Genomic DNA, 26591 nt, shown 5'->3' on the forward strand with positions numbered 1-26591 from the left:
ATGCAAGTCAAAACAAAAGCCATCGTTATTTCGTCAATAAAATTTCAAGAGAAAAGCTTGATTGTGAAATGTTTCACCCAGTCTCATGGGTTGAAATCTTACTTTGTAAGGGACGCTTTCTCAGGTAGAAAATCGAATCAAAAAATCGCGTATTTTCAGCCACTGACAATTCTTGAAATTGAGGCTGTCCATAAGAATAAAGGAACCTTAGAAAACTTCAAAGAAATAAAGATTAGCACACCGTTTCAGACTATTCATTCGGATATTTATAAGAGCACAATTGTAATGTTTGTATCGGAAATTCTACATCATTCAATACATGAGGAGGAAGAAAACGAATCACTTTTTAGCTTTCTAGAAACGGCCTTGTTGTGGTTAGATCATCATGATGAAATAGCTAATTTTCATCTAATTTTATTGCTTGAAACCACAAAATATCTTGGATTTTATCCTGATATTTCCGACATAGAGATGCGTTTTTTCGAAATGACCGAAGGTGTTTTTTCGCCTTTTCACGCCATAAGTTCGCTAACAGAGCATGAAACGAATTTGTTTAGAAAGCTCATCAGTTTAAAATTGGATAATGACCAAAAAATCTTTCATGTCATTGAAAGGCAAATAGTGCTTAAAATTCTGATTGACTACTACAGTTTTCATCTTGACGGTTTCAAAAAGCCAAAATCCCTAGATGTTTTAAAGGAAGTTTTTTCTTGAAAAATGGAGTTTAGTTTCCTGAAAAGGTTAATGAAAACATAAGCGAATACTGATATTTTCAGCTTAATAGATACTTTTATTATTCAGTTCAATAAATGTGCAAATCGAATTATTTGTACTTTTAAATTACTTGAAACGCAGTAGTTAACAAAAATCTACGTCAATTCATGAAATCCGTGTTTAATTATTGAAAATTCCTTACTTTCGCACTTCGATTAAAGAAAAGGATAAAATGAGCACAAAATTTACTGAATACAAAGGACTTGACTTGCCAACTGTGGCGTCAGAAGTACTTGATTTTTGGAAGAAAGAAAATATATTTGAAAAAAGCATAACAACTCGTGAAGGTAATCCACCGTACGTGTTTTTCGAGGGGCCACCTTCGGCAAATGGTTTACCGGGAATTCACCATGTTATGGCACGCGCCATTAAAGATATTTTTTGCAGATATAAAACACAAAAAGGATTCCAAGTTAAGCGTAAAGCAGGTTGGGATACTCATGGTTTACCTGTAGAATTAGGAACAGAGGCAGCGTTAGGGATTACAAAAGAAGACATAGGGAAGGAAATTTCCGTTGAAGACTATAACGAAGCGTGTAAAAAAACCGTGATGCGTTATACGGACGTATGGAATGATTTAACCGAAAAAATGGGATATTGGGTAGATATGGAAGATCCGTATGTGACTTACAAACCTAAATATATGGAAACTGTTTGGTGGCTATTGAAACAAATCTATAATAAAGATTTGATGTATAAAGGTTATACCATTCAACCGTATTCTCCAAAAGCAGGAACAGGATTATCTTCGCATGAAGTGAATCAACCAGGAAGTTACCGCGATGTAACTGACACAACGGTTGTGGCTCAATTCAAAGTTTTGGAATCGTCAAGAGAACTTTTGTGTTCAAAGTTCTATGATTATATCAGTTCAAAAAATCTACAGCATTATAAATTATCAGTTTTAGATCTTGATGAGATTTATTTCTTGGCTTGGACAACAACGCCATGGACTTTGCCATCTAATACAGCTTTGACTGTGGGACCAAAAATTGAGTATGTTTTAGTAAAAACGTTCAATCAATATACATTTTCTCTAACAAATGTTATTTTAGCTAAGAATTTAGTTGGAAAACAATTCGGGAAAGGGTTTTATGAAAGTAAAGACCTTAGTGATTTTGAAAATTACAAAGAAGGGGATAAAAAAATTCCATACCAGATCCTTGCAGAATGCAAAGGAGCTGATTTAGTTGGAATTCGTTATGAACAGTTAATGCCTTTTGCCTTGCCTTATCAAAACCCAGAGAATGCTTTTAGAGTAATTTCGGGAGATTTTGTGACCATTGAGGATGGAACAGGAATTGTACACACTGCACCAACTTTTGGGGCAGATGATGCTAAAGTAGCAAAAGAAGCTTCTCCAGAAGTACCACCTTTATTGGTTTTAGACGAAAATGAAGTTCCAGTTCCATTAGTGGATTTACAAGGAAAATTCACTTCACATATGGGTGAGTATGCTGGGAAATATGTAAAAAACGAATATTATAATGACGGTGAAGCACCGGAACGTTCTATAGATGTTGAAATTGCTATTCAATTAAAAGAAGAAAATAAAGCATTTAAAGTAGAGAAATATGTGCACAGTTATCCACATTGTTGGAGAACAGACAAGCCTATTTTATACTATCCTCTAGATTCCTGGTTCATTAAAATCACGGAAGTTAGAGACAGAATGTTTGAGTTGAATGAAACCATCAACTGGAAACCAAAATCGACAGGAGAAGGACGTTTTGGAAACTGGATAAAAAATGCCAACGATTGGAATTTATCCCGTTCAAGATATTGGGGAATTCCATTGCCAATATGGAGAAATGAAGAAGGAACCGAAGAAATTTTGATAGGTTCGATAGAAGAATTATACAATGAAATCGAAAAGTCGATTCAGGCTGGATTCCAAAAAGAAAATCCTTTTAAAGGTTTTGAAATTGGAAATATGGCTGAAGAAAACTACGATTTAGTTGATTTACATAAAAATGTAGTCGATGCGATTACCTTAGTTTCTGCTTCAGGGAAACCAATGAAAAGGGAAGCTGATTTGATTGATGTTTGGTTTGATTCAGGTTCAATGCCTTATGCACAATGGCATTATCCTTTTGAAAATAAAGACAAAATTGACGAGAATAAAGATTTTCCAGCTGATTTTATTGCTGAAGGAGTAGATCAAACGCGTGGTTGGTTTTATACCCTGCATGCTATAGCCACTTTAGTTTTTGATAAAGTAGCCTATAAAAATGTAGTTTCAAACGGTTTGGTTTTGGATAAAAATGGACAAAAAATGTCCAAGCGTCTAGGAAATGCGGCAGATCCTTTTGACACACTAGGAGAATATGGTCCGGATGCAACAAGATGGTATATGATATCGAATGCCAATCCTTGGGACAATTTGAAATTTGACTTAGAAGGAATTGCTGAGGTGCGTCGTAAGTTCTTTGGGACTTTATACAATACGTATTCGTTCTTTAGTTTGTATGCTAATATCGATGGATTCAAATACGAGGAAGCTGAAATTCCAGTAAACGAAAGACCTGAAATTGACCAATGGATTATTTCAGAATTGAATACTTTGATAAAAGACGTCGATGGTTTCTATGCAGACTATGAGCCTACAAAAGCAGCTCGTGCGATATCTGAATTCGTTCAAGAAAATTTAAGCAACTGGTATGTTCGTTTGTGCAGAAGACGTTTCTGGAAAGGGGAATATGCACAAGATAAAATTGCGGCTTATCAGACCTTATATACCTGTTTATTGACAGTAAGTAAGTTGGGTGCTCCTATCGCTCCGTTCTTTATGGACAAGCTTTACAGAGATTTAACTTTAGCAACACAGTCGGAAAATTATGACAGTGTACATTTGGCAAAGTTTCCGATTTCGGTTGACAACTATGTTAATAAAATGTTAGAGAGCAAAATGCAGAAGGCACAGACCATTTCTTCATTAGTATTATCACTCCGTAAAAAGGAAATGATTAAGGTGCGTCAACCATTACAAAAGGTAATGATTCCAGTACTTGACGAGAATCAAAGGCTTGAAATTGAGGCAGTTTCTGACTTGATTAAGGCTGAGGTAAATGTTAAGGAAATCTTACTTTTAGACGATGCCTCTGGAGTTTTGGTGAAGCAAATAAAGCCTAATTTTAAAGCGCTAGGACCCCGTTTTGGAAAAGACATGGGTCTGGTTTCTAAAGAGATACAGGGTTTTTCTGCAGAAAAAATCAGTCAATTGGAGAGTGCTGGAGCTATAGACGTTATTATTGGTGGAAAAAGCATAACTTTAACATTAGAAGATGTGGAGATTTCATCCCAAGATATAGAAGGATGGTTGGTTGCTAATTCTAACGGAATAACCGTAGCTCTTGATATTGTCATTTCTCCGGAATTGAAAAAAGAAGGTATAGCAAGAGAGTTAGTAAACAGGATTCAAAATATCAGAAAGGATTCGGGATTTGAAGTGACGGATAAAATAAAGGTTCATTTGCAGAAAAATGATACTTTAGAAGAGGCAGTAAAAACAAATGTAGAATATATTAAATCAGAAACATTAACAGAGGAATTGGTTTTTGAAGAAGATATAGAAAATGGCACAGAAATTGAGTTTGACGAAATAAAAACAAAAATAAAAATTACTAAATAATTAGGATATGGTAGATGCACCAACAAGATACTCTGACGCTGATTTGGCAGAGTTCAAAGAGATAATTCTAAATAAAATACATAAAGCGCAAGCTGATTTAGACTTGATAAAGAGCGCCTACATGAATGATTTGAATAACGGTACTGATGATACATCGCCTACATTTAAAGCATTTGAGGAAGGAAGTGAAAGTATGTCTAAAGAAGCGAACTCGCAACTGGCTATTCGCCAGGAAAAATTCATTCGTGATTTGAAGAATGCATTATTCCGTGTTGAGAATAAAACTTATGGTTTGTGTAAAGTAACTGGTAAACTAATTAGTAAAGAAAGATTGAAAATCGTTCCTCATGCTACCATGAGTATTGAAGCAAAAAATCAACAACGATAATATCTTCCGTTATATAAATATTTAACGCTCCATTGGGAGCGTTTTTTTTGATAAAATTATTACTTTTGCGCCACTTAAAATTTTAAAAATGTCATTACGAAAAGCGTATCTACTTATCTTCATTATATTAATAGTTGATCAGGTTTCAAAAATATTTGTAAAAACTAATTTTATATTAGGGGAAGAAGTTGAAGTTTTTAGATGGTTTAAAATCCTTTTTATAGAAAATGAAGGAATGGCCTGGGGTACTGAAATACCAGGTACCTATGGTAAGTTGTTCTTGACTGTTTTTAGATTGGTTGCAGTGGGTGGAATTGGATATTGGTTATGGGATTCTGTGAAAAGAAAACATAGTTCTAATTATTTAATTGTTGCAATAGCATTAATTCTTGCCGGTGCATTTGGAAACATTATTGACTCTGTTTTTTATGGAGTTATTTTTGACGACAGCCATTCGCAATTAGCTACGCTATTTACTGATCAGCCTTACGGCAAATATTTTCACGGTAAGGTTGTTGATATGTTTTACTTTCCGTTTTGGCACGGCACTTTACCAAGTTGGTTACCAATTTGGGGAGGAAAAGATTTTACATTTTTTAATGCCATCTTTAATGTTGCTGATATGGCCATTTCGACTGGAGTAGGAATATTGATCTTTTTTAACAAAAAAGCTTTTCACAAGAGTTAAACTCTGAATTTCGATAAAAAAAAGGACCAATTCAAATTTTTGAATTGGTCCTTTTTTTTATTTATTTTGTCCTGGAGCATACTTTTTAGCACTTTTCCCGCCATATATTTTTTTAGCTTGGCCAGGTGGGAGTTTTTTAGCTTTATATGTTGATTTACTGGTTCCGGTGGTTATGCTACAGTTTGATAATGAAACTGTAAACAGAAGAACTAAAATTGCCATTACAGCTCTTGGGCATTTAATTTTTTTCATGTTTTAAATATATTATTGAATGCAAAATTAAGCTTTTTGAAACTGATAAATAGCGGTAGGACTTACGCAATAATCTAATTGTACATCTGCTTTGTGAGCGTCAGTTATTTTATTTTCTGCTTCAAAAAAGGAGAGTCCAATTTTGATTACGTCTGGTTTACATTCAGAAAGAAATTTATCATAAAACCCTTTGCCATACCCTACACGATGTCCTTGTTTGTCAAAAGCCAAAAGCGGGACAAAAACCACGTCAATTTTATTGGAAGGAACTTCAATTCCGTCAACTGGTTCGGGAATATTGTATTCGTTTTTCTTGATTTTGGTATTATCCGTTAATAGAAAATGAGTCATATTACGTGTTTCAAAATCAGATTTAGATATGATAATTTCTTTATCCTTTCCTGAAAGCAAATGCAAGATCAGTTCCGTGTCTACTTCTTTATGTTCAATAATAGGCAAGAAAATATGGAAATAGGTCTTCTCCCAAATGGGTAAAGTCAATAGTTTATTGGCAATAGCCATACTCATTTCCTCTAATTCATTTTCAGTAAGTTGTGTTCTTAATTCTTTATACTTCGAGCGTAATTCCTTTTTTTGCATAAGTGCTGCCTTTTAAATCAGCTATAAAAGTACTCAAATGATCTACTTCTACAGGGACTATAATCACAATTTTGTACCATTTATTTTGTGGAGTGGTGGGAATAGTTTTTATATCTAAAAATACGGATTCAAATCAGATGAAATACACTGATAGTGGTGGTTACTTTTCTAAAGTTTTAGATATATGGTAAATAGCGTCACCTTGATAAACGATAGGAGAAAGATTTGCATTGATGATATAACCGTCATTTGGTGCCTTTATTTTTCGTTCGAATTTGCCAAAAGGGTCTGTGATGATTGCCAGAATAGTTCCTTTTTTTACAAAGCTACCAATCGTATTTTGATCATGTAATAAGCCAGAGCACTTGGCTCTTATCCAGCCTGACTTTTCAATATAAATTGTTTTTGATGCTTGTTCTTTAACAAGATGCTTTGGGTCCAACATTTCAAGGTGTGCCAAGACTCGCTTTACACCGTCGACACCTGCGTCAGCAATTGATTCGTTGATATCAAGCGATTTTCCGCCTTCAAAAAGCAACATTTTCACATTTAATTTCTGACTCGAATTCCTGAATGATCCTGCGATATTTTTAGAAAACAGGGTGAAAGGTGCATTAAAAACATCAGCTAATTCTTTTAACTCAGGACTGTTTGGAGCAAGTCGGATTTGCGGAGCGTTGAATCGACTGGCACCTCCTGCATGAAAATCGACTGCGTAATCCACTAGCGGCATGATTTCAGTAAGGATATGGTAAGCAAATCTGCTGGCTAATGATCCTTTTTTGCTTCCGGGGAAAACGCGGTTTAAGTCCCTGCCATCAGGAAATTGGCGTGACATATTTATAAAACCAAACATATTGATTATAGGAATGCATATAATAGTTCCTCTTTTTGGCTTGTTGATTTTTTTTGTGATTAGCTGACGTACAATCTCCACTCCATTTATTTCGTCTCCATGGATCCCCGCTGAAAATAGAACCGTAGGGCCATCAATTTTAGAGCGCTGAATAATGATTGGAATTTTAAGTTTCGCCGTGTTGTGTAATTTGGCGATTTCCATATCAATGGTTTTGCTTTGGCCGGGTAAGATAACTTCTCCTAGAATAGTTATGGGTGTTGTGTTTTTCATGGGTAATAAAAAGGCTAAATGTAGAAATTATTATTTGTAATTCGTAAATTTGGGATCAAATTCAAAGTATAAAAATCACCACACATCACTAAATGCAGCTATCTGCTTTTGTGAAATACAGATAAAATGCAAAACCCAACTCTTGAGCTTCAAATACAGACTTTACCAGACGGTCCTGGTGTATATCAATATTATGATAAAGAAGGGAAAATACTTTATGTAGGTAAAGCCAAAAATTTAAAAAAGAGAGTTTCTTCCTATTTCAACAAGATTCATGATACTGCCAAAACTAATGTTCTAGTCAAGAAAATTGTTACCATTAAGCATATCGTGGTGCCTACTGAGACTGATGCACTTTTATTAGAAAACAACTTGATAAAAACGCTACAGCCTCGATACAATGTATTGTTGCGCGATGACAAGAGTTACCCTTGGTTGTGTATTAAGAAAGAACCTTTTTCACGCATTTTTGCCACAAGAAGAATGGTTAAAGATGGCTCAGAGTATTTTGGTCCGTACACTAGTTTCAAGACAGTAAATACTATTTTAGAATTGATAAAAGAGTTGTATCCGCTTCGTACCTGCAATTATGACTTAAGTAAATCAAATATAGAAAGCGGAAAATTTAAAGTTTGTCTCGAATATCATATAGGAAACTGCAAAGGTCCATGTGAGGGTTTTGAAACATTAGAAAATTATCAAAAACAAGTTGACGCTATTCGCGAAATCCTCAAAGGGAATTTTAAAGAAAGCATGAAAGACTTTAAGAAAGTGATGACTGAGCTTGCTCAAAACATGCATTTTGAAGAAGCCCAAAAAATAAAAGAGAAAATTGAAGTGCTTGAGAATTACCAATCACGCTCGACAATCATAAATCCAAAAATCACCAATATTGATGTATTCTCCATCGTTTCTGATGAAAGCGCCGCGTACGTAAACTTCTTGCAAATTTCCCACGGATCGATTATTCGTTCGCATACGATGGAAATTAAGAAAAAGCTGGAAGAAACAGATGAAGAGTTATTAGAGTTAGCAATAATAGAATTGAGAGAAAGATTTCAATTGTTGTCTCGGGAAATTCTTGTTCCGTTTTTGGTAGATTTAGGTGAAAATATAAAAGTTACTGTACCGCAGTTAGGCGACAAGAAGCAAATTTTAGATCTTTCTATTCGTAATGCTAAATTTTACAGGATTGAACAATTGAAACAATTACAAATTGTTGATCCAGACAGGCATACTAAAAGAATTATGGCGCAAATGCAGAAAGATTTGCGATTGCCTTTCGAACCAAGGCATATCGAGTGTTTTGACAACTCAAATATTCAAGGTACAAATCCTGTGGCGGCTTGTGTGGTTTTTAAGGATGGAAAACCAAGTAAGAAAGACTATCGTCATTTTAACATAAAAACAGTTGAAGGTCCAGATGATTTTGCATCTATGACTGAGGTTGTTTATCGCCGGTACAAAAGACTTTTGGATGAAAATCAACCTTTGCCACAATTGATAATTATAGATGGAGGGAAAGGACAATTGTCTGCGGCTCTTAAAAGTATTGATGAATTAGGGCTTAGAGGGAAAATAGCCATCATTGGTATCGCAAAAAGACTGGAGGAGTTGTTTTATCCAGGCGATTCGATTCCGTTATACTTAGACAAGAAGTCAGAAACGCTAAAGGTAATTCAACAATTACGAAATGAAGCGCATCGCTTCGGGATAACGCACCATAGAGATCAAAGAAGTAAAGCAGCGCTAAATTCATCAATAGAATCTATTCCTGGAATAGGCGAAAAAACAATGCTGGCATTAATTAGACACTTCAAAAGTGTAAAAAGAATAAAATTGGCAACAGAAAAAGAAATTTCTGATGTTATAGGATTATCAAAAGCCAAAAAAATTGTCGACTTTTACAATTCCATAAAGGAATGAATTTGAGATAAGTAATGAAAAGTAGCAAGTAATAAAAAACACAAAGGTCCTTTATGAAAAAATATATTCTTCTAATTTTAATATTTTTTAGTTGCATAGCGGTGTTTTCACAACAGCAAAAAAGACCAAAGGTAGGTTTAGTGCTAAGTGGTGGTGGAGCAAAAGGATTTGCACATATAGGAGTTTTAAAAGTGCTGGAAGAAGCGGGTGTAAAGATTGACTACATAGGAGGAACTAGTATGGGTGCTGTTGTAGGTGGGCTTTATGCTGTAGGCTATAATGCTTCTCAAATTGATTCTATTTTTCAGGTTACCAATTTTGATGAATTGATCAATGACTTCATTCCAAGATCCTCAAAGAATTTTTACGAGAAAGGTAACGATGAGTTGTATGCGCTTGTTTTGCCGTTCAACAAATTTAGTATTGGAATACCTGAAGCACTTTCAAAAGGAATGTATAATTTCAATTTATTAAGCAGGATTACAAGGAATGTAAGGCATATAAGAGACTTCAGCAAATTGTCTACTCCATTTTTATGTATTGGTACTGATATTGAATCAGGTAAACAAGTGATCTTAAATAAGGGTAATTTGGCGCAGGCCTTACTTGCCAGTTCAGCATTTCCTTCGTTATTTTCTCCAGTAGAGATTGATGGTAAACTCTTAGTTGATGGTGGAGTTACTAACAACTATCCTATTGATGAGGTGAGAAAGTTAGGGGCGGATATCATTATTGGAGTTGATGTGCAAGATGACTTACGGGATAGAACTACGCTTAATGATGCTACTAAAATACTAGTTCAAATAACCAACCTTCATTCTATAGAAAAAATGAAAAATAATGTCCTTAAAACGGATATTTATATAAAGCCTGACATTACAGATTATGGAGTAATATCATTTGACAAAGGGAAAGAGATTATACAAAAAGGGGAAGAAGCCACATTTGCTGTTTTTGAGAAAATAAAAGAGTTGGGGCGTAATGATTCAATTCAATACAGGAAACCTAAATTAAAAACCCAAACGGACAGTTTACAAATTGATGATATAAATATTACGGAATTAGATAATTTCACAAAAGACTATGTGCTTGGGAAATTGAGATTTAAGCCTGGAACTACAATTAGTTATAAACAGTTGGAAACAGGAATTAACAACATTAATGCGACAAACAATTTTAGCGTAATAAATTATTCATTAGACCCAAAAGGGGAATTGGACGACCTGAATCTTAATTTGAAAGAAAATGCAACCAAGACATATTTGAAATTTGGATTGCATTATGACGGTCTATTTAAAAGTGCTGTATTGCTTAACTTAACTCGTAAAAGGACTTTGTTTAAAAATGATATCGCATCGCTAGACTTTGTGCTGGGGGATAATTTCAGGTATAACTTTGATTACTATATTGAAAATGGATACAATTTAAGTTTTGGTTTTAAATCTTCTTTCAATCAATTTAATAGGAATGTGGCTAGAGATATAAGTAGCTTGGATTTTGAGTCGTTAGGTGTAAACTCGATAAATGTTGATTTTTCAGATGTTACAAATCAGCTTTATTTCCAATCTTTATTTGTGCAGAAATTTTTAATTGGTGGAGGGGTGGAGTATAAAAAATTAAAAATTACTTCAGAAACTTTGGCTAATATGGATCCTATAATAGATAATAGTGACTACCTCAGTGTTTTTGGATATATGAAATACGACTCCTTTGATGATAAATATTTTCCTAAAAAAGGATGGTATGGTTCTGGAGATATTCAGTCCTATTTGGTTTCGTCAGATTATACAAAGGAATTTAATACCTTTTCTATAGTAAAAGGAGATTTTGGAATTGCGGCAACCCTATTTAAAAATGCAACGGTTAAAATTCAAACAGAGGCTGGTTTTTCTTTTGGTAACGAAAGTGTTACATTCTTTAATTTTATTTTAGGTGGATACGGCTACAACCAAATCAACAATTTCAGACATTTTTATGGCTATGATTTTTTGAGTATTGCGGCTAATAGTTATATTAAGTCAACTGTGACAATGGATTATGAGTTTTTAAAAAATAATCATATTAATTTTGCTGCAAATTATGCAAATTTAGGTGACAGAATTTTTGAATCTGTTGATTGGATTTCAATACCTAAATACTCGGGCTATGCTATTGGATATGGTCTTGAAACGGTAGTAGGTCCTATTGAAATTAAACATACTTGGTCACCTGAAACTAAAAAAGGGTATACTTGGTTCAGTGTTGGATTTTCGTTCTAAATTCAAACTTTATCAATAAAAATTCCGATATTTGTTATAATGAAAGCGAAATGGACAGGTTTATTAGAGTATCTACAATTCTTAATCAAGAGAAATCCTGAATAAGGCACTATTTTTTGATTTAGAATGACGAATTGCAAAGCCTTGCCGCTTTATTAGTTACACTTTAAACAAAATAATCATGCCATTATACCATAAATTAGGGGAATTCCCTCAAAAAAGACACACGCAGTTTGTAAAACCAAATGGTGGTTTTTACTACGAACAATTATTTGGTACCGAAGGTTTTCATGGAAATTCTTCCTTATTATATCATGTCCATAGGCCAACTCAGGTAAAAGAAATTAATAAATCATATTCAGTAGAGCCTAAAATAGCTATTGGTAAAAACATAAAATCCTTACTACTTAAAGGATTTGAGTTAAAACCCGCCGATGATTTTCTGGAAAGTCGTAAAGCAATGTTGGTCAATAAAGACTGTACAATTGGGCTTGCAGCACCTAAAAAATCACTAACGGAATATTTCTATAAAAATGCCGATGCTGATGAGATGATTTTCATTCATAAGGGAAAAGGGAAATTGCGTACCATGATGGGAAATATTCCTTTTGAATACGGGGATTACCTAATCATTCCAAGAGGAATTATATACCAAATTCAGTTTGACACCGAAGACAATCGCTTGTTTTACGTCGAGTCTTTCGCTCCCTTTTATACGCCTAAACGCTATAAAAACGAAAGTGGTCAGCACTTAGAGCATTCGCCATTTTGTGAACGCGACTTTATCTTACCAACTGAATTAGAAACTCACGATGAAAAAGGCGACTTTTTAATCAAAATCAAGAAAGAAGGAATGATGCACGAAGTAGTCTATGCTACGCATCCCTTTGACGTTATTGGTTGGGATGGATACAATTTTCCGTACGGATTCAGTATTCATAACTTCGAGCCTATAACTGGTCGCGTTCACCAACCGCCACCAGTGCATCAAACATTCGAAACTTCAAGTTTTGTAGTTTGTTCGTTCGTCCCTAGATTGTACGATTACCACCCAAAAGCAATTCCAGCACCTTACAATCACAGCAACATTGACAGTGATGAGGTCTTGTATTACGTTGATGGAGACTTTATGAGTCGCAACAATATTGAACAAGGTCATATTACTTTGCATCCAAAAGGTATTCCTCACGGTCCGGCGCCAGGAGCTATGGAACGTAGTATTGGTCACACAGCAACAGAAGAATTAGCCGTTATGGTTGATACTTTTCGTCCACTTATGGTAACCGAAGAAGCTATGGGTCTAGATGATGGTCAATATTATAAGTCTTGGGTAGAGTAGTTTAAGGAGCTATTTCCTGCTGTACGCTATATCTTTATGTTTTTAAAGAAAAAACATAAAGGATGCCGCTACCATCAGGGCTAAAAATCAATTTTCAAAAAATCAATTCGGTTGCATCTAATAAACGATTGACCGATTAAACAAATAAACATCATGGCAAAAGAAGTAAAATCAGTAGAATACGGTCTAGAAAAAATATTTGAAGGAGCGCAAGATTTCCTTCCATTATTAGGAACCGATTATGTAGAATTCTACGTAGGAAACGCAAAACAATCAGCACATTATTATAAAACAGCTTTTGGTTATCAATCTTTGGCTTATGCCGGACTAGAAACTGGAGTTAAAGACAGGACGTCTTATGTGTTAAAACAAGATAAGATTCGCATCGTGCTTACAACACCATTAACACAAGATTCTCCAATACACGAGCATTTGAGAAAACATGGTGACGGAGTAAAAGTAGCTGCCTTATGGGTTGAAGATGCTACAAGTGCTTATGAAGAAACAATGAAACGTGGTGCACGTTCTTTTATGGAGCCTACAGTCGAGAAAGACGAGCATGGTGAAGTAGTGCGTTCTGGAATTTACACTTATGGAGAAACGGTACATATATTTGTAGAGCGTAAAAACTACAATGGTGTATTCTTACCAGGATACAAGGAATGGAAGTCTGATTACAACCCAGAACCAACAGGTTTAAAATACATTGACCACATGGTAGGAAATGTAGGTTGGAACGAAATGAATACATGGGTGAAGTTCTATGAAGAAGTAATGGGGTTTGTAAACTTCCTTTCTTTTGATGACAAACAAATTAATACAGAGTATTCTGCCTTGATGAGTAAAGTGATGTCTAATGGTAACGGAAGAATTAAATTCCCTATCAACGAACCAGCCGAAGGAAAGAAAAAATCACAAATCGAAGAATATTTAGATTTCTACGGAGGTCCAGGAATACAGCACATTGCTATTGCTACTGATGATATTATCAAGACGGTAAGTCAGTTAAAAGCAAGAGGTGTTGAATTTTTGTCAGCGCCACCACATACATACTATGAAGCAATTCCGGAACGTTTGGGAGAACACATGGGTATGATGAAAGAAGATATCAATGAAATTGAAAGATTAGCTATAATGGTTGATGCCGATGAAGATGGGTATTTATTGCAAATTTTCACTAAACCAGTACAGGATAGACCAACTTTATTTTTTGAAATTATTCAAAGAATGGGAGCCAAAGGTTTCGGAGCAGGTAATTTTAAAGCATTGTTTGAATCTATAGAGAGAGAGCAAGCATTGCGAGGAACGCTGTAAAAACGTGATTTTTTTACATTATGTGAAAAAATATCCGACGAACAACCTGTTATTTTATCAATGTTGTGTTAAACTTTTTTTTTAGTTTAAATATGTTGATTTGTTGACTACCTTTGCACTCGCAAAATGGAAGGGGTGGTTTCCTTCCGAATTGATATAAATTTCATAATTTATAGTTTTTTGGTTAGTTAATAGCATAAAAACTCAGTCATTATTTGACTGAGTTTTTTTGTTTTAATATATTTGGAACAAAATTTGCAACTCCACTCAATAAATAGATAAAGTTAGTTATGAAAAAGATAATACTACTCTTGTTATTGATAATAACCGTAAGTTTTGATGCTCCTAAAGAAGACGCATATGATGTGGGCGAATGGTTTAAGTTCCGCATCCATTATGGCTTTGTAAATGCGGGTTATGCAACTTTGGAGGTTAAAGACGCTGTAATAAATAATAAAAAAACATTTCATGTTGTCGGGAAAGGCTACACTACAGGAATGTCTCGATTTTTCTTCAAAGTAGATGATTTATATGAAAGCTATATAGATAAGGAAACGGGGAATCCATACCAATTTGTAAGAAAGATTAATGAAGGTGGTTATACAAAAAACCAGCAAGGTTTCTTTAACCAGTCATCCAATAGAGTTACTGTAAAAGATTATAAACATGGGAACGAAAAAACCTTTGTTACTCCTAAAAACACACAAGATATTCTATCAGCCTTTTATTATTTAAGGAATTATCCTAGTATAGATAAAATTAATCCAGGGGAAACAATCGCAATCGACATGTTTTTTGACGATGAAACCACAAAATTTAAGTTAAAGTTCATAGGTCGTGAAGATATTACAACTAAATTTGGCACCGTGTCTTGTATGGTCTTTAAACCGTACGTTCAATCAGGTCGTGTTTTTAAGGAACAAGAGAGTTTAACTGTTTGGATATCAGATGACGATAATAGATTGCCAGTTAGAATAAAAGCCGAATTAGCGGTAGGATCAATAAAAGCGGACTTGGATGCGTTTAAAGGATTGAATAATCCATTTAAAATAAAAAAGTAATGAAAATTAATGAGAATACAGAAGCTATTTTAAATGAAATCGAGCTTAAATATGAAGCTATAAATCAAAAAACCGATACTCATTTAGAAGGTTTGCTTTGGTCAAAACCAATTACATATTGGGATTATATCCAAACAGATGCTTTGTTAAGTTTGCAAACGCAAAGAACAACGCTGCCCGATGAAATGGTTTTTATCATGTATCATCAAGTGAATGAACTCATTTTTAAGATGATTCTGTGGGAGATGCAGCAAATATGTTATTGTGAAGATGTAAAGACAGACTTTTTTACTGAAAGGTTAATGAGAGTGAGTCGATATTTTGATATGTTAACTACTTCTTTTGGAATCATGGAAGAAGGTATGGAGGTAGATCAATACATGAAGTTTAGAAATACTTTGACTCCTGCCAGTGGTTTTCAAAGTGCGCAATATAGATTGATCGAATTTTCTTCAACAGATTTGATTAATTTGATTGATAACCGTTTTAGAGCTAAGATTGACAGAGATACTCCATTCCAACATGCTTTTGAACATTTGTATTGGCAAGCAGCAGGAAAAGACTATAAAACAGGTGAGAAATCATACCTTTTAGAGGAATTTGAACGCAAATATAAAGCTACTTTCCTAGCGCATATGAAGGAATATAATTCCATTAATATTTGGCAAAAATTTAAACAACTTCCTACAGACGATCAGAACAATCCAGAATTAGTAAAGGCAATGCGTCATTTTGACCATACTGTAAATATTACTTGGGTAATGCAGCATTTAAACGTAGCTATTAAGTATATCGATCACAGCGGAAAAGGGGATGGAGAAGCAACAGGTGGAAGTGATTGGAAAAAATACATGCACCCAAGATACCAACGAAGGATATTTTTTCCGGAATTATGGAGTGCTGAGGAATTAGCAAATTGGGGTGTAGAAAATTAAGTTGAATTCAGAAAAATAACACAGTTTGAAGAAGGTATTAATGGTTATCATAGTATTGACAACAATGCTAGCTTGTAATAAATCTAATAATAAACCCAAAAGCACAATAAAGGTCAAACCCAAGAAGGAAATTGCGGAAAATTCTGATTTTGGATTTAATTTTTCTGAATACAATGTAGTTCAGGATACGGTAAAAAGAGGCGATACTTTTGGAACAATTATAGAAGATCAAAATATTGGAGACCGTAAAGTTTATGATATTGTACAAAGTATAAAAGATACCTTTAATGTTAGGATTATTAGACCTAATCGAGCGTATACGATGCTGCGGTCAAAGGATAAAAAAAATAAATTACAGCTTTTTGTCTATCAACCAGATGCTTTAAGTTACTATATTTTTGATTTACGCGATTCAGTAGTTGTTGCTCATAAGAAAACAAGACCTATTACTATAAGAAGAAGAACAATAGGTGGTGTTCTTAAAGGGTCCTTGTCTGAAACTTTAGGGGATGCAGGCGTAGAGGCTGCTCTAGCTAATAGAATTACAAAAATATATGCTTGGTCAATTGACTTTTTTAAACTTAAAAAAGGAGACCGCTTCGGAATCACTTTTACCGAAAGATTCATAAATGATTCAATTTATGACGGTGTAGATAATCTTGAAGCTTCCTTTTTTGAATACAAAGGAAAAATCATCTATGCCTTTCCTTTTGCTCCAAACCCTGCTTCTGAGAAAATTCAATATTACGACGAAGATGGTAAGACATTGAAAAACTTCTTCCTTAAAACTCCAATTAAATTTAGTAGGATTTCGTCGAGATTTACAATGAATCGATATCATCCGGTACAACATAGATGGAAAGCGCACAAAGGAACAGATTATGCGGCACCTAGAGGAACGCCAATTACTACTACCGCTTCAGGTACAGTAGAAAGAACAGGTTATACAGCAGGAAATGGGAACTATGTAAAAGTGAAACACAATGGTACTTATTCTACACAGTATCTGCACATGTCAAAAATCTTAGTTCGACGTGGTCAACATGTTAATCAAGGTGATGTTATAGGTAGAGTGGGTAGTACTGGGTTAGCAACAGGGCCTCATGTTTGTTATCGTTTTTGGAAAAACGGTAAGCAAGTTGATGCATTAAAACTGAATTTACCAAACGGAGAGCCAATGGAAGGTAAAAATAAAGCACGTTTTTTAAAGACAATTGAACCGTTAAAATTTGAACTAGACAGCGTTGGGAATTTATAATTCAATATAAAAATGCGCTAAAGAGATATTTTTAGAAGTTAATATGTGAAGAGGAACAATTATTTAAATTAAATAATTGTTCCTCTTTTTGTTTTGTTGGGAAATGGATATCCTTTTGAATTTTGATTAAATTGTTATAAAAAGTGAAACGCTTTATCAATTAAAACTTAATTCAGTATTTTTGCTAGTATAAAATAAAACTTGAACCCCACTATAAATGGCTTTAAATACTACAAACCCGACGGAAACTCCATCTTGGAAAAAATTACAGAAGCACTTTGACGAAATGCAAAATGCATCAATGTTGGAAATGTTTCAAACGGATGCTGCAAGAACTGAAAAGTTTAACTTGAAATGGAATGACTTTTTAATTGATTATTCAAAGAATATTATTAATAAAGATACGATGGCTCTTTTGCTTGAATTGGCAAATGAAATGGGGCTTGAAAAAGCGATAGCGAATTACTTTGAAGGTGATGTAATTAACCAGACAGAAAATAGAGCGGTACTTCATACTGCATTGAGAGCTAAAGAGTCTGATGTTGTCAAAGTAGATGGTGTTAATGTAGTTCCTGAAATATATGATGTAAGGAGTAAGGTAAAAGCATTTACAGATCAAGTTGTTTCAGGAGAAAGAAAAGGATATGGCGGAAAAGCTTTTACAGATATTGTTAATATTGGTATTGGAGGATCTGATTTAGGACCTGCAATGGTAGTTGAGGCTTTACAATATTATTCAAATCACCTTAATGTTCATTTTGTTTCGAATGTTGATGGTGATCATGTTAATGAAATCATTAAAAAATTAAACCCTGAGACTACTCTTTTTGTAATCGTTTCTAAAACCTTTACAACCCAAGAAACATTAACAAACTCTGAGACCATTAAAAAATGGTTTTTGAAGTCGGCAAGCCAAGAGGATGTAGCAAAGCATTTTGTTGCGGTTTCTACCAATATGCAAAAAGTAACTGAATTTGGAATTAATCCAGAAAATGTTTTCCCAATGTGGGACTGGGTTGGTGGACGATTTTCTTTATGGAGCGCTGTGGGGCTTACTATTAGTCTAGCGGTTGGATTTGATAATTTTGATAATTTGTTAGGCGGTGCAAATGAAATGGATGACCATTTTAAAACGGCCGATTTTGATAAAAACATGCCAGTAGTTTTAGCTTTATTAAGTGTTTGGTATAATAATTTCTTTGGTGCTGAAAGCGAAGCCTTAATCCCCTACACTCAATATTTGCAGAAATTGGCACCTTATTTACAGCAAGGAACAATGGAAAGTAATGGTAAAAGTGTGGGTAGAGATGGGAAGCCAGTAAACTATCAAACCGGAACTATAATTTGGGGAGAACCAGGTACCAATGCACAGCATGCTTTTTTTCAGTTAATTCATCAAGGAACTAAGTTAATTCCTTCTGACTTTATTGGGTATGTTAAGCCATTATATGGTGATGTTGATCACCACGATAAATTGATGTCTAACTTTTTTGCGCAAACGGAAGCTTTAATGCACGGAAAAACTGCAGGCCAAGTTCAGGCGGAATTTGACAAACAAGGACTTGCGGCGGATAAAGCTGAATTTCTTCTTCCTTTCAAGGTTTTTAACGGTAATAAACCGACTAACACTATTCTTATTGAAAAGTTGACGCCAAAGTCGTTAGGTTCTTTGATTGCATTATATGAGCACAAGATTTTCGTACAAGGAGTAATCTGGAATATTTTTAGCTTCGATCAATGGGGAGTAGAGCTTGGGAAACAATTAGCAAATTCTATATTAGAGGAGATAAATACGGAAAAAGTAAAAAATCACGATACTTCAACTGAATTTTTGTTAAAATATTATTTGAAAAATAAATAGAGTTTATTTTTATATTTTTTTTTGTAAAACCCTGATTATTTATATAATCAGGGTTTTTTATTTCAATTCAAGAAGCCGATATGATGTTAATATCAGCTTTTTGCTGACGTTTTTGAGTGTTAAATTCGTAGCGAAAAGTGTATTATTGCAGTATAAAAAACAGTTTTTAACATAATCAATACGAAAATTGTCAAGTAATTCAGTACCTACATTAAAGAATGTTTTTTTAACAATAAGTTAACTTTATAATCTGAAAATTTTATAATTTAGCCGAAATTTTAAATAACTAAATCAATACACAAAAACAAAAATGAAAAAAATTATTCTTATTTTGATTATTTTTTTATCAGCGATTGGTCATGCGCAGGTTACTAGTTCTGCAATGTCTGGTTCTGTTAAATCAAATGCTGGAGATTTGCTTCCAGGGGCCACAGTTGAGGTTGTTCATAAGCCAACTGGGACAAAGTATTTTTCATCTACGGATGGTAATGGTGGGTACGCTGTGCAGGGAATCCGTCCTGGAGGTCCTTATACAGTGAAGGTTACTTATATTGGTTTCAAAACAACGGAGATTACCGAAATTAATGCGCCGTTAGGAAACAATATTACAGTGAACGTTGTTTTAGCAGAAGAATCTAATACTTTAAAAGAAGTAGTGGTTGTTTCTACAAAATCAAATGGAGCTTTCAATAGAGGTAGAACAGGAGCGTCGCAACAATTTTCAAATAGAGAATTAACTGCAATTCCAGTTACTGGTTCAAGATCTATTAACTCAGTTACTAAGTACAATGCTAATGCAGGTTCTGGGGGCTCTTTTGGTGGTCAAGATTCAAGATTGAACAATTTTACAATTGATGGATCTGTGTTTAATAATGGTTTTGGTTTAGGTTCTGATGCACAAGCTGGAGGTAGAACTGGTTCTACTGCAATCTCTCTTGATGCAATCGAGCAATTACAAGTGAATATTGCTCCTTATGACGTACGTCAATCAGGATTTTTAGGATCTGGAATTAATGCAGTTACAAAAAGTGGAACTAATGAAATAGAAGGTTCTGTTTATAATTCATTTAGAAGTAATAAAAAGAGTTTTATAGGAACTAAAGCTGGAGATCAAGTTATAGTACCTGGAAAGTTTGAAGAAAAAATCTGGGGAGCAAGAATTGGAGCTCCAATCATTAAAGATAAATTGTTCTTTTTTGGAAATTTTGAAACAGTAACAAATACAAGCCCTGCTACTACATGGACATCTACAGGTTCTCCTAGTCCAAGCGCGCAAGTATCAGCACCTACTTATACTCAAATGGAAACACTTTCAACTTTCTTGAAAGATAAGTTTGGATATGAAACAGGACCATGGGAAAACTATGATGCTGAAAATGTTTCCAAAAAATTTCTTGCTAGAATTGACTGGAATATTAATAACAACAACCAGCTTACTGCTCGTTATGTTTTCCATGATTCAAATGCAGATAACTTAGTATCAAATTCAACGTCAGCAGGTAATGGAAATAGAAGAACTAGTCCTCTTGCTATGTCATTCCAAAATAGTGGATATGTTGTTTTAGATAATACAAGATCAGTTGTATTGGAATTAAACAGTAAATTGAGTAATTCTTGGCATAACAATTTTGTTGGAGGTTATGATAAGCAAATTGAAGATAGAGCATTGATAGGTGGAGGAGTTTTCCCAACAATAGATATCAAAGAAGGTTCAAATACTTTTATCTCTGCAGGTTTGGATCCTTTTACCAACGGGAATAAACTTTCATATTCAACATTACACTTTACAGATAATTTAACTAAAACTGTAGGGAAACATACTTTATTGGCTGGTGTTAACTTTGAGCATTTTAAATCAAGTAACTTGTTTTTCCCAGCTTCTAATGGAGTTTATATTTTTAATTCATTGTCTGATTTTTACGCTGCAGCAAATCAATCTTCTGCAAATGGTGGAGCTCCTTCAACGACAGCGCTTCCGTTTCGTACGCAATTTAGATATTCTGCCTTACCAAATGCAGAAGAGCCTTTACAAATTTATAAGTCTGATAAACTAGATTTATATGCTCAAGATGAGATTAAATTTAACGATAGATTTAAGGTGACTGTTGGTCTTCGTGCTTCTAGAGTTTCATTTGCAAATACAGCTCTAGAAAATGCAGCTGTAACAGCAATGACCTTTGGAGATGGAGAGAAATTTAACACAGGAGTGATGCCTGATACTCAATATTTATTAGAGCCTAGAGTTGGTTTTAATTTAGATGTTACTGGTGATAACTCTACACTTCTTCGTGGAGGTAGTGGTGTATTTACAGGTAGAGCGCCAGGTGTGTTTTTATCTAATGCTATTGGAAATAACGGAGTGCTTACTGGTTATGTTGACGTGAGTGGAGCTGCATTAGCTTCAGGTGGATATGGTTTTACAGCTAATCCAAATGATTATTTCATTCCTGCTACGCCTACTTTGCCTACTACCTTTGATTTAGCATTGACTGATACTAAATTCAAATTTCCTCAAGTTTGGAAAACAAATATTGCTGTTGATCAAAAGCTTCCTTTCGGTTTTAGGGGTACGCTTGAAGGAATATATCAATCAAATATCAATGCTATTCATTATTACAATGCTAATTTTGATGCTCCAGTTGGAAACTTCAGCGGACCAGATCAAAGACCAATGTATGCTCGTACTGATAATGGTGTTCGTATAAATGATAATGTATCAAATGCAATTGTGCTTACAAATACTAACAAAGGATATTTCTATTCTTCTACAGTTAAATTAGAGTATCCTTACAAGAAAGGTCTTTGGGGGTCTTTCTCTTATACTTATTCAAGTGCTAATGATTTACTTTCAGCTGGTTCTATCGCTTCTGGTTCTTGGACTGGTGCTAGATCTGTTAATGGAAACAATGATTTACCATTATCTTTATCAAGTAACAATACGCCACATAGATTAGTGGGGGTTTTAGGATATAAAATTGAGTATGGTAAAAATCCAGGTGCTGCGACTTCTATTAACTTAGGATATATTGGAGAACAAGCAGGTGCATATTCTTACTCTTACGGAGGAGATATGAATGGAGATAGAATTTCAAATAATGATTTAATCTATGTTCCTAATAATGCAAATGAAATCCGTTTTCAATCTTTATCTGTTACAAACGTAGTGAATGGAGCAAATGTTGTAACGGTTTATACTGAAGCGCAACAACAACAAGCGTATGATGCTTTTATCAATCAAGATTCTTACCTTTCTACTAGAAGAGGTCAATATGTTGAAAGAAATGGTGCTACTTTACCAATGTTAAATAGATTGGATTTATCTGTTACTCAAGACTTCTTTATGAAGATTTCTGGTAAAAAGAATAGTTTTCAGTTTAGAGCTGATATCTTGAACTTTACGAATTTACTGAATAAAGACTGGGGTGTTACGCAAAGAGTTACTAATGTGAATTTGCTAAGCTATAGAACAACTACTGCTAATGTACCGTATTATCAGTTGGCAACACAAACTGATGCAGCTGGAACAAGAGCTTTAATTAAAGATACTTTTCAAAAAAATGCTTCAACATTTGATGTTTGGCAAGCACAATTTACACTTAGATATATTTTTGGGAAATAATACCTGAAGAAAATATTTAAAATTCAGAACCACGCTCTCGAGCGTGGTTTTTTTATATCTATAAATGAGTGAAAATGGCTTTGTATTTATTTAAGATGGTGATTTAGCCTAGTCTTATTTTGCGTTTATTTATGTGGTTTTACAGCTTTAAAAGCAAATTAGTTGTCGTTGCTAATAGTTGGTTTGAAGCTTCCGCTTATTTTGTCTTTTCTTAGATAAAGTAGTTATCGAAAGTATCGATGATGTGGGTTTTGTGTCTAAATAGAAAAGACTTTTTTCTTTTTAGAATTAGCTGATTTAGTTAATGGTTATGCTCTGACGTATAGATTGCTATTGTTTTGTAATGTCATTTTTAAAGCGACAATAATCAAGTAAGATTAATTGAGTTTTGAAGAAATATTTATTCAAAAATTGGACTGACTTTTCTGAATTTAAAGGCAGTAGTTTATTGGGTAATTTTAGAAGAAAGCAGCTAAAACTGGAACTTTGATTTGGAATAAAATAGGCTGTTGTGTAAAGGATAAAAATGTGAGAAGAAATTCGACTGAGTTAAGTTTTTTATAAAGTAGATTGGCCGTTTTTTTGGCTGAAATTTATGTTTTGGATCTATTAAATGCTCATTTTGGTCTTTTTTTGAACTTAATTTCACCTAATTTGGCCTATAAAAATGTTTTAATTTTAACAAAAACGACATTTTTACATATTTTATAGTTCGTTTTTTTAATTGCTATTTGTTGATGAATTGTTAGTATTTTTTAAAAAATAATGAATTATTTTTTGTTTTTTGGGTAAAATTGAAGTTTTTTTGATTTTAATTAAAGAAAACGAGGTGAAAAGATTTTTTATTCTTAACATTGCGTTAACAGTTTTCGGTAAAATTGTCATAATTTTGCCAAAAATAATAAACTAAACAAAAAATGAAGACATTTAAAAATTGGTTGCTCTCTGGATTACTTTTTTTAGTAGTTGGAACTGCATTTTCTCAAGGGAAAATTACAGGAACTATTACTGATGGACAAGGTTCATTACCTGGTGCAAATGTAGCTATTAAAGGTACTAAAATTGGAGCCTCTGCAGATTTTGACGGTAAATTTTCAATTAATTCTACAGTTAGTACTGGAGAATTAGTTCTTTCTTTTATAGGTTTCGAACCTAAAACTATTAAATTTTCAGTTGCACAAGGTGGGACGCAAAATTTAGGGAATATCGTATTGATATCTAATTCTAATGAATTAAGTGAGATTGTTGTTGTTGGTAGAGGAATTATTGATTTAGCAAAAGATAGAAAAACTGCGATTGCTGTTTCTACTATTAAAGCTGAAGAAATTCAAGCTAAAATTGGAGCGTCTGATGTTGTTCAGTCTCTTGTAAATACACCTTCTGTATATGTTGCTGGTCAAGCTGGTGGATATGGGGATTCAAGAATAAGTGTACGTGGTTTTGCTCAAGACAATACTGCTTTCTTATTAAATGGTCAGCCTATTAATGGAATGGAAGACGGAAAAATGTACTGGTCTAACTGGTCAGGAATGGCTGATATTGCAAGTATTATCCAAATTCAAAGAGGATTAGGTTCTTCTAAATTAGCAATATCTTCTGTAGGGGGAACTGTGAATTTTGTAACAAAGGCTACTGATAAAAAACAAGGTGGTTTTGCTTCATTTGGTCAAGCAAATGACAACTATTTTAAATCTACAATTGCTTATAACACTGGAATGAGTAAAAGCGGATGGGGAACAAGTGTATTGTTTTCACATTGGCAAGGTGATGGTTACAATGATGGAACTAAAGGTCAAGGGCAAAACTACTTTATCTCTGTAGGGTATAAAGCAAATGACAGACATAGCTTTAACTTTATTTTGACTGGTGCTCCACAAACACATGATCAAAACTACGGTAAAAGATTAAGTGATTTTGAAAAATATGGTAGAAAATACAACAATAACTGGGGAACTCTAAACGGAGAATATCTTTCAGCAGTTGGAAATTATTACCATAAACCAGTCGCTAATTTAAACTGGGATTTTGATATTAGTGATAAATCAAGTTTGTCTACTGTTCTTTATGCTTCATGGGGAAGAGGTGGAAGTGTAGGTACTGTTGGTTCAATTAAAAGAACAGCTACTGATAATGTTGATTTTGATGCTACTGTAGCAGCAAATCTAGCAAGTACAACAGGAGCTTCAACAGGTGCATTACGTAATTCAGTTAATAACCACGCTTGGTATGGTATGGTAACTAATTTTAAAACTGAATTAACTGAGAATATCGACTTCAATATGGGTCTTGATTTAAGAACCTATACTGGAACTCACTTTAGACAACTTACAAATTTATTAGGTGCTGATTACTACTTAGATAAATACAATGTAAATATTCCTAATAATAAAATATACGAGACTAACACAAATAATCCTTGGGCAGTTTTATCAAATACTGCATCTGTTGAAAACAGATATTCTTGGGATTATGATGAGACGATTAATTATGGTGGTTTCTTTTCTCAAATAGAATATGCTAAAGACAACTTTTCAGCATTTTTTCAAGGAGCAGTTTCAAACCAATCTCACGTAAGATTTGATAGATATGCTTACCTTCCTGCAGATGCAGAATCAGAAAAAGTAAACAATGTAGGATATAACGTTAAGGCTGGTGGTAGCTATAAATTAGGTCAAAACAGTTCATTTTATGTTAATACTGGATATTATTCTCGTCAACCATACCATGATAATATATATTTGAATTTTGGAAATGAAGTAAACCCATTAACTAAAAACGAAAAAGTTATTGGTTTAGAAGCGGGTTATAGCTTTAAATCACAATTTTTAAGCGGTAGTATTAATGCTTACAGAACTTCTTGGAAAGATAGAGTTACTACAAGTTCTAATGAAGTTGATAATGACTTACAATACACAACTAATGAGGGAGTAGAGCAACTTCACTCAGGTTTGGAACTTGATTTTGTTGCTAAACCATTCTCAAGATTAGACATTAGCGGATTTGCTTCTGTTGGAGATTACCATTATGTTGGTGATGCAGTAAAAACTGTAAGAGACTCAGATAGAAATATACTTAGCAGTTCTAGAGTAGATGTTGATGGTGGTAAAGTAGGAGATGCTGCGCAGGTTACTATCGGATTAGGATTTAAATATGAAATAGCGACTCGTTTTTCTATTGATGCTGATTGGAGAAATTATGAAAAATTATATGCAAATGTAGGTTCAGTTAAGAATAATGTGGAATTGCCAAGTTATGATTTAGTTGATACTGGACTTTCATACAAAATGTTAACAGGGAAAGATAAAAACAGATCAGTTGTTTTTAGAGTAAATGTTAACAATTTATTTGACGAAATCTATGTGTCTGAATTGACTACAAATATTGCTGCTAATCCTGGAGATGTAGTTATTAATGGTCTTAATGCTAATAATAAAGGGTATTACGGTTTTGGAAGAACTTGGAATGCATCTATGCGTTTTAACTTCTAAAAATTAATTATAAAGTTTTTAAAAACCCTTCGATTCAACTGAATTGAAGGGTTTTTTTATACCTTTTTTT

General features: G+C 33.9%; 17 protein-coding genes. 14 read left to right on the plus strand and 3 right to left on the minus strand.

Annotation, left to right across the window (positions count from 1 at the left end):
• The 4 genes from recO to BLV91_RS02030 all read left to right on the plus strand — a co-directional run bounded on the left by recO (window position 1) and on the right by BLV91_RS02030 (window position 5481).
• Complete coding sequence (gene recO, locus BLV91_RS02015) at window positions 1-714, plus strand: DNA repair protein RecO (RefSeq protein ID WP_091429139.1); 714 nt, start codon at window positions 1-3, stop codon at window positions 712-714.
• A 232-nt stretch (window positions 715-946) separates the two neighbouring features.
• On the plus strand, window positions 947-4405 hold the full coding sequence (gene ileS, locus BLV91_RS02020; protein ID WP_091429005.1) for an isoleucine--tRNA ligase: 3459 nt from the start codon (window positions 947-949) through the stop codon (window positions 4403-4405).
• 7 nt (window positions 4406-4412) lie between these two features.
• A complete protein-coding gene (locus BLV91_RS02025; protein WP_091429007.1) occupies window positions 4413-4793 on the plus strand; it encodes a TraR/DksA family transcriptional regulator in 381 nt (126 codons plus the stop codon).
• A gap of 88 nt (window positions 4794-4881) precedes the next feature.
• Entirely contained in the window at window positions 4882-5481 is a 600-nt protein-coding gene (locus BLV91_RS02030; protein WP_091429011.1) for a lipoprotein signal peptidase, read from the plus strand.
• Between the two features lie 57 nt (window positions 5482-5538).
• Here BLV91_RS02030 and BLV91_RS02035 read toward each other — a convergent pair whose 3' ends face one another.
• The 3 genes from BLV91_RS02035 to BLV91_RS02045 all read right to left on the minus strand — a co-directional run bounded on the left by BLV91_RS02035 (window position 5539) and on the right by BLV91_RS02045 (window position 7462).
• On the minus strand, window positions 5539-5733 hold the full coding sequence (locus tag BLV91_RS02035) for a hypothetical protein (RefSeq protein ID WP_091429014.1): 195 nt from the start codon (window positions 5731-5733) through the stop codon (window positions 5539-5541).
• 27 nt (window positions 5734-5760) lie between these two features.
• The gene (locus BLV91_RS02040) at window positions 5761-6333 is read right to left on the minus strand and encodes a 5-formyltetrahydrofolate cyclo-ligase (RefSeq protein WP_091429016.1); all 573 of its coding nucleotides are present in this window, start codon (window positions 6331-6333) and stop codon (window positions 5761-5763) included.
• A 160-nt stretch (window positions 6334-6493) separates the two neighbouring features.
• Complete coding sequence (locus BLV91_RS02045) at window positions 6494-7462, minus strand: succinylglutamate desuccinylase/aspartoacylase family protein (RefSeq protein ID WP_091429019.1); 969 nt, start codon at window positions 7460-7462, stop codon at window positions 6494-6496.
• 126 nt (window positions 7463-7588) lie between these two features.
• Here BLV91_RS02045 and uvrC point away from each other — a divergent pair, with 126 nt between their 5' ends.
• The 10 genes from uvrC (at window position 7589) to BLV91_RS02095 (ending at window position 26521) form a co-directional block, all read left to right on the plus strand.
• On the plus strand, window positions 7589-9388 hold the full coding sequence (gene uvrC, locus BLV91_RS02050; protein WP_091429022.1) for an excinuclease ABC subunit UvrC: 1800 nt from the start codon (window positions 7589-7591) through the stop codon (window positions 9386-9388).
• Between the two features lie 53 nt (window positions 9389-9441).
• Window positions 9442-11646, plus strand: a complete 2205-nt coding sequence (locus BLV91_RS02055) for a patatin-like phospholipase family protein (protein ID WP_245709587.1) — start codon at window positions 9442-9444, stop codon at window positions 11644-11646.
• Between the two features lie 181 nt (window positions 11647-11827).
• Complete coding sequence (locus BLV91_RS02060) at window positions 11828-12985, plus strand: homogentisate 1,2-dioxygenase (protein WP_091429024.1); 1158 nt, start codon at window positions 11828-11830, stop codon at window positions 12983-12985.
• Between the two features lie 153 nt (window positions 12986-13138).
• A complete protein-coding gene (gene hppD, locus BLV91_RS02065; protein ID WP_091429026.1) occupies window positions 13139-14299 on the plus strand; it encodes a 4-hydroxyphenylpyruvate dioxygenase in 1161 nt (386 codons plus the stop codon).
• 290 nt (window positions 14300-14589) lie between these two features.
• Entirely contained in the window at window positions 14590-15360 is a 771-nt protein-coding gene (locus BLV91_RS02070; RefSeq protein WP_091429028.1) for a DUF3108 domain-containing protein, read from the plus strand.
• Window positions 15360-16295: a tryptophan 2,3-dioxygenase family protein gene (locus BLV91_RS02075; protein ID WP_091429030.1), complete on the plus strand. Its 936-nt coding sequence runs from the start codon at window positions 15360-15362 to the stop codon at window positions 16293-16295. Before BLV91_RS02070 ends, BLV91_RS02075 begins: the two co-directional genes overlap by 1 nt.
• Before the next feature lie 25 nt (window positions 16296-16320).
• On the plus strand, window positions 16321-17553 hold the full coding sequence (locus tag BLV91_RS02080) for a M23 family metallopeptidase (RefSeq protein WP_175513931.1): 1233 nt from the start codon (window positions 16321-16323) through the stop codon (window positions 17551-17553).
• Between the two features lie 217 nt (window positions 17554-17770).
• Window positions 17771-19414, plus strand: a complete 1644-nt coding sequence (gene pgi / locus BLV91_RS02085) for a glucose-6-phosphate isomerase (protein WP_091429035.1) — start codon at window positions 17771-17773, stop codon at window positions 19412-19414.
• 310 nt (window positions 19415-19724) lie between these two features.
• A complete protein-coding gene (locus BLV91_RS02090) occupies window positions 19725-23033 on the plus strand; it encodes a TonB-dependent receptor (protein WP_091429037.1) in 3309 nt (1102 codons plus the stop codon).
• Window positions 23034-23950: 917 nt separating this feature from the next.
• The gene (locus BLV91_RS02095; RefSeq protein ID WP_091429038.1) at window positions 23951-26521 is read left to right on the plus strand and encodes a TonB-dependent receptor; all 2571 of its coding nucleotides are present in this window, start codon (window positions 23951-23953) and stop codon (window positions 26519-26521) included.
• Window positions 26522-26591: the final 70 nt, after the last annotated feature.

This window comes from Flavobacterium degerlachei (genome assembly GCF_900106645.1).
GTDB lineage: Bacteria > Bacteroidota > Bacteroidia > Flavobacteriales > Flavobacteriaceae > Flavobacterium > Flavobacterium degerlachei.

What these genes read in the sequence shown, in the direction of transcription:
- recO (WP_091429139.1), top strand. Translation starts at nt 1, where the DNA reads ATGCAAGTCAAAACAAAAGCCATCGTTATTTCGTCAATAAAATTTCAA.
- ileS (WP_091429005.1), top strand. Translation starts at nt 947, where the DNA reads ATGAGCACAAAATTTACTGAATACAAAGGACTTGACTTGCCAACTGTG.
- BLV91_RS02025 (WP_091429007.1), top strand. Translation starts at nt 4,413, where the DNA reads ATGGTAGATGCACCAACAAGATACTCTGACGCTGATTTGGCAGAGTTC.
- BLV91_RS02030 (WP_091429011.1), top strand. Translation starts at nt 4,882, where the DNA reads ATGTCATTACGAAAAGCGTATCTACTTATCTTCATTATATTAATAGTT.
- BLV91_RS02035 (WP_091429014.1), bottom strand. Translation starts at nt 5,733, where the DNA reads ATGAAAAAAATTAAATGCCCAAGAGCTGTAATGGCAATTTTAGTTCTT.
- BLV91_RS02040 (WP_091429016.1), bottom strand. Translation starts at nt 6,333, where the DNA reads ATGCAAAAAAAGGAATTACGCTCGAAGTATAAAGAATTAAGAACACAA.
- BLV91_RS02045 (WP_091429019.1), bottom strand. Translation starts at nt 7,462, where the DNA reads ATGAAAAACACAACACCCATAACTATTCTAGGAGAAGTTATCTTACCC.
- uvrC (WP_091429022.1), top strand. Translation starts at nt 7,589, where the DNA reads ATGCAAAACCCAACTCTTGAGCTTCAAATACAGACTTTACCAGACGGT.
- BLV91_RS02055 (WP_245709587.1), top strand. Translation starts at nt 9,442, where the DNA reads ATGAAAAAATATATTCTTCTAATTTTAATATTTTTTAGTTGCATAGCG.
- BLV91_RS02060 (WP_091429024.1), top strand. Translation starts at nt 11,828, where the DNA reads ATGCCATTATACCATAAATTAGGGGAATTCCCTCAAAAAAGACACACG.
- hppD (WP_091429026.1), top strand. Translation starts at nt 13,139, where the DNA reads ATGGCAAAAGAAGTAAAATCAGTAGAATACGGTCTAGAAAAAATATTT.
- BLV91_RS02070 (WP_091429028.1), top strand. Translation starts at nt 14,590, where the DNA reads ATGAAAAAGATAATACTACTCTTGTTATTGATAATAACCGTAAGTTTT.
- BLV91_RS02075 (WP_091429030.1), top strand. Translation starts at nt 15,360, where the DNA reads ATGAAAATTAATGAGAATACAGAAGCTATTTTAAATGAAATCGAGCTT.
- pgi (WP_091429035.1), top strand. Translation starts at nt 17,771, where the DNA reads ATGGCTTTAAATACTACAAACCCGACGGAAACTCCATCTTGGAAAAAA.
- BLV91_RS02090 (WP_091429037.1), top strand. Translation starts at nt 19,725, where the DNA reads ATGAAAAAAATTATTCTTATTTTGATTATTTTTTTATCAGCGATTGGT.
- BLV91_RS02095 (WP_091429038.1), top strand. Translation starts at nt 23,951, where the DNA reads ATGAAGACATTTAAAAATTGGTTGCTCTCTGGATTACTTTTTTTAGTA.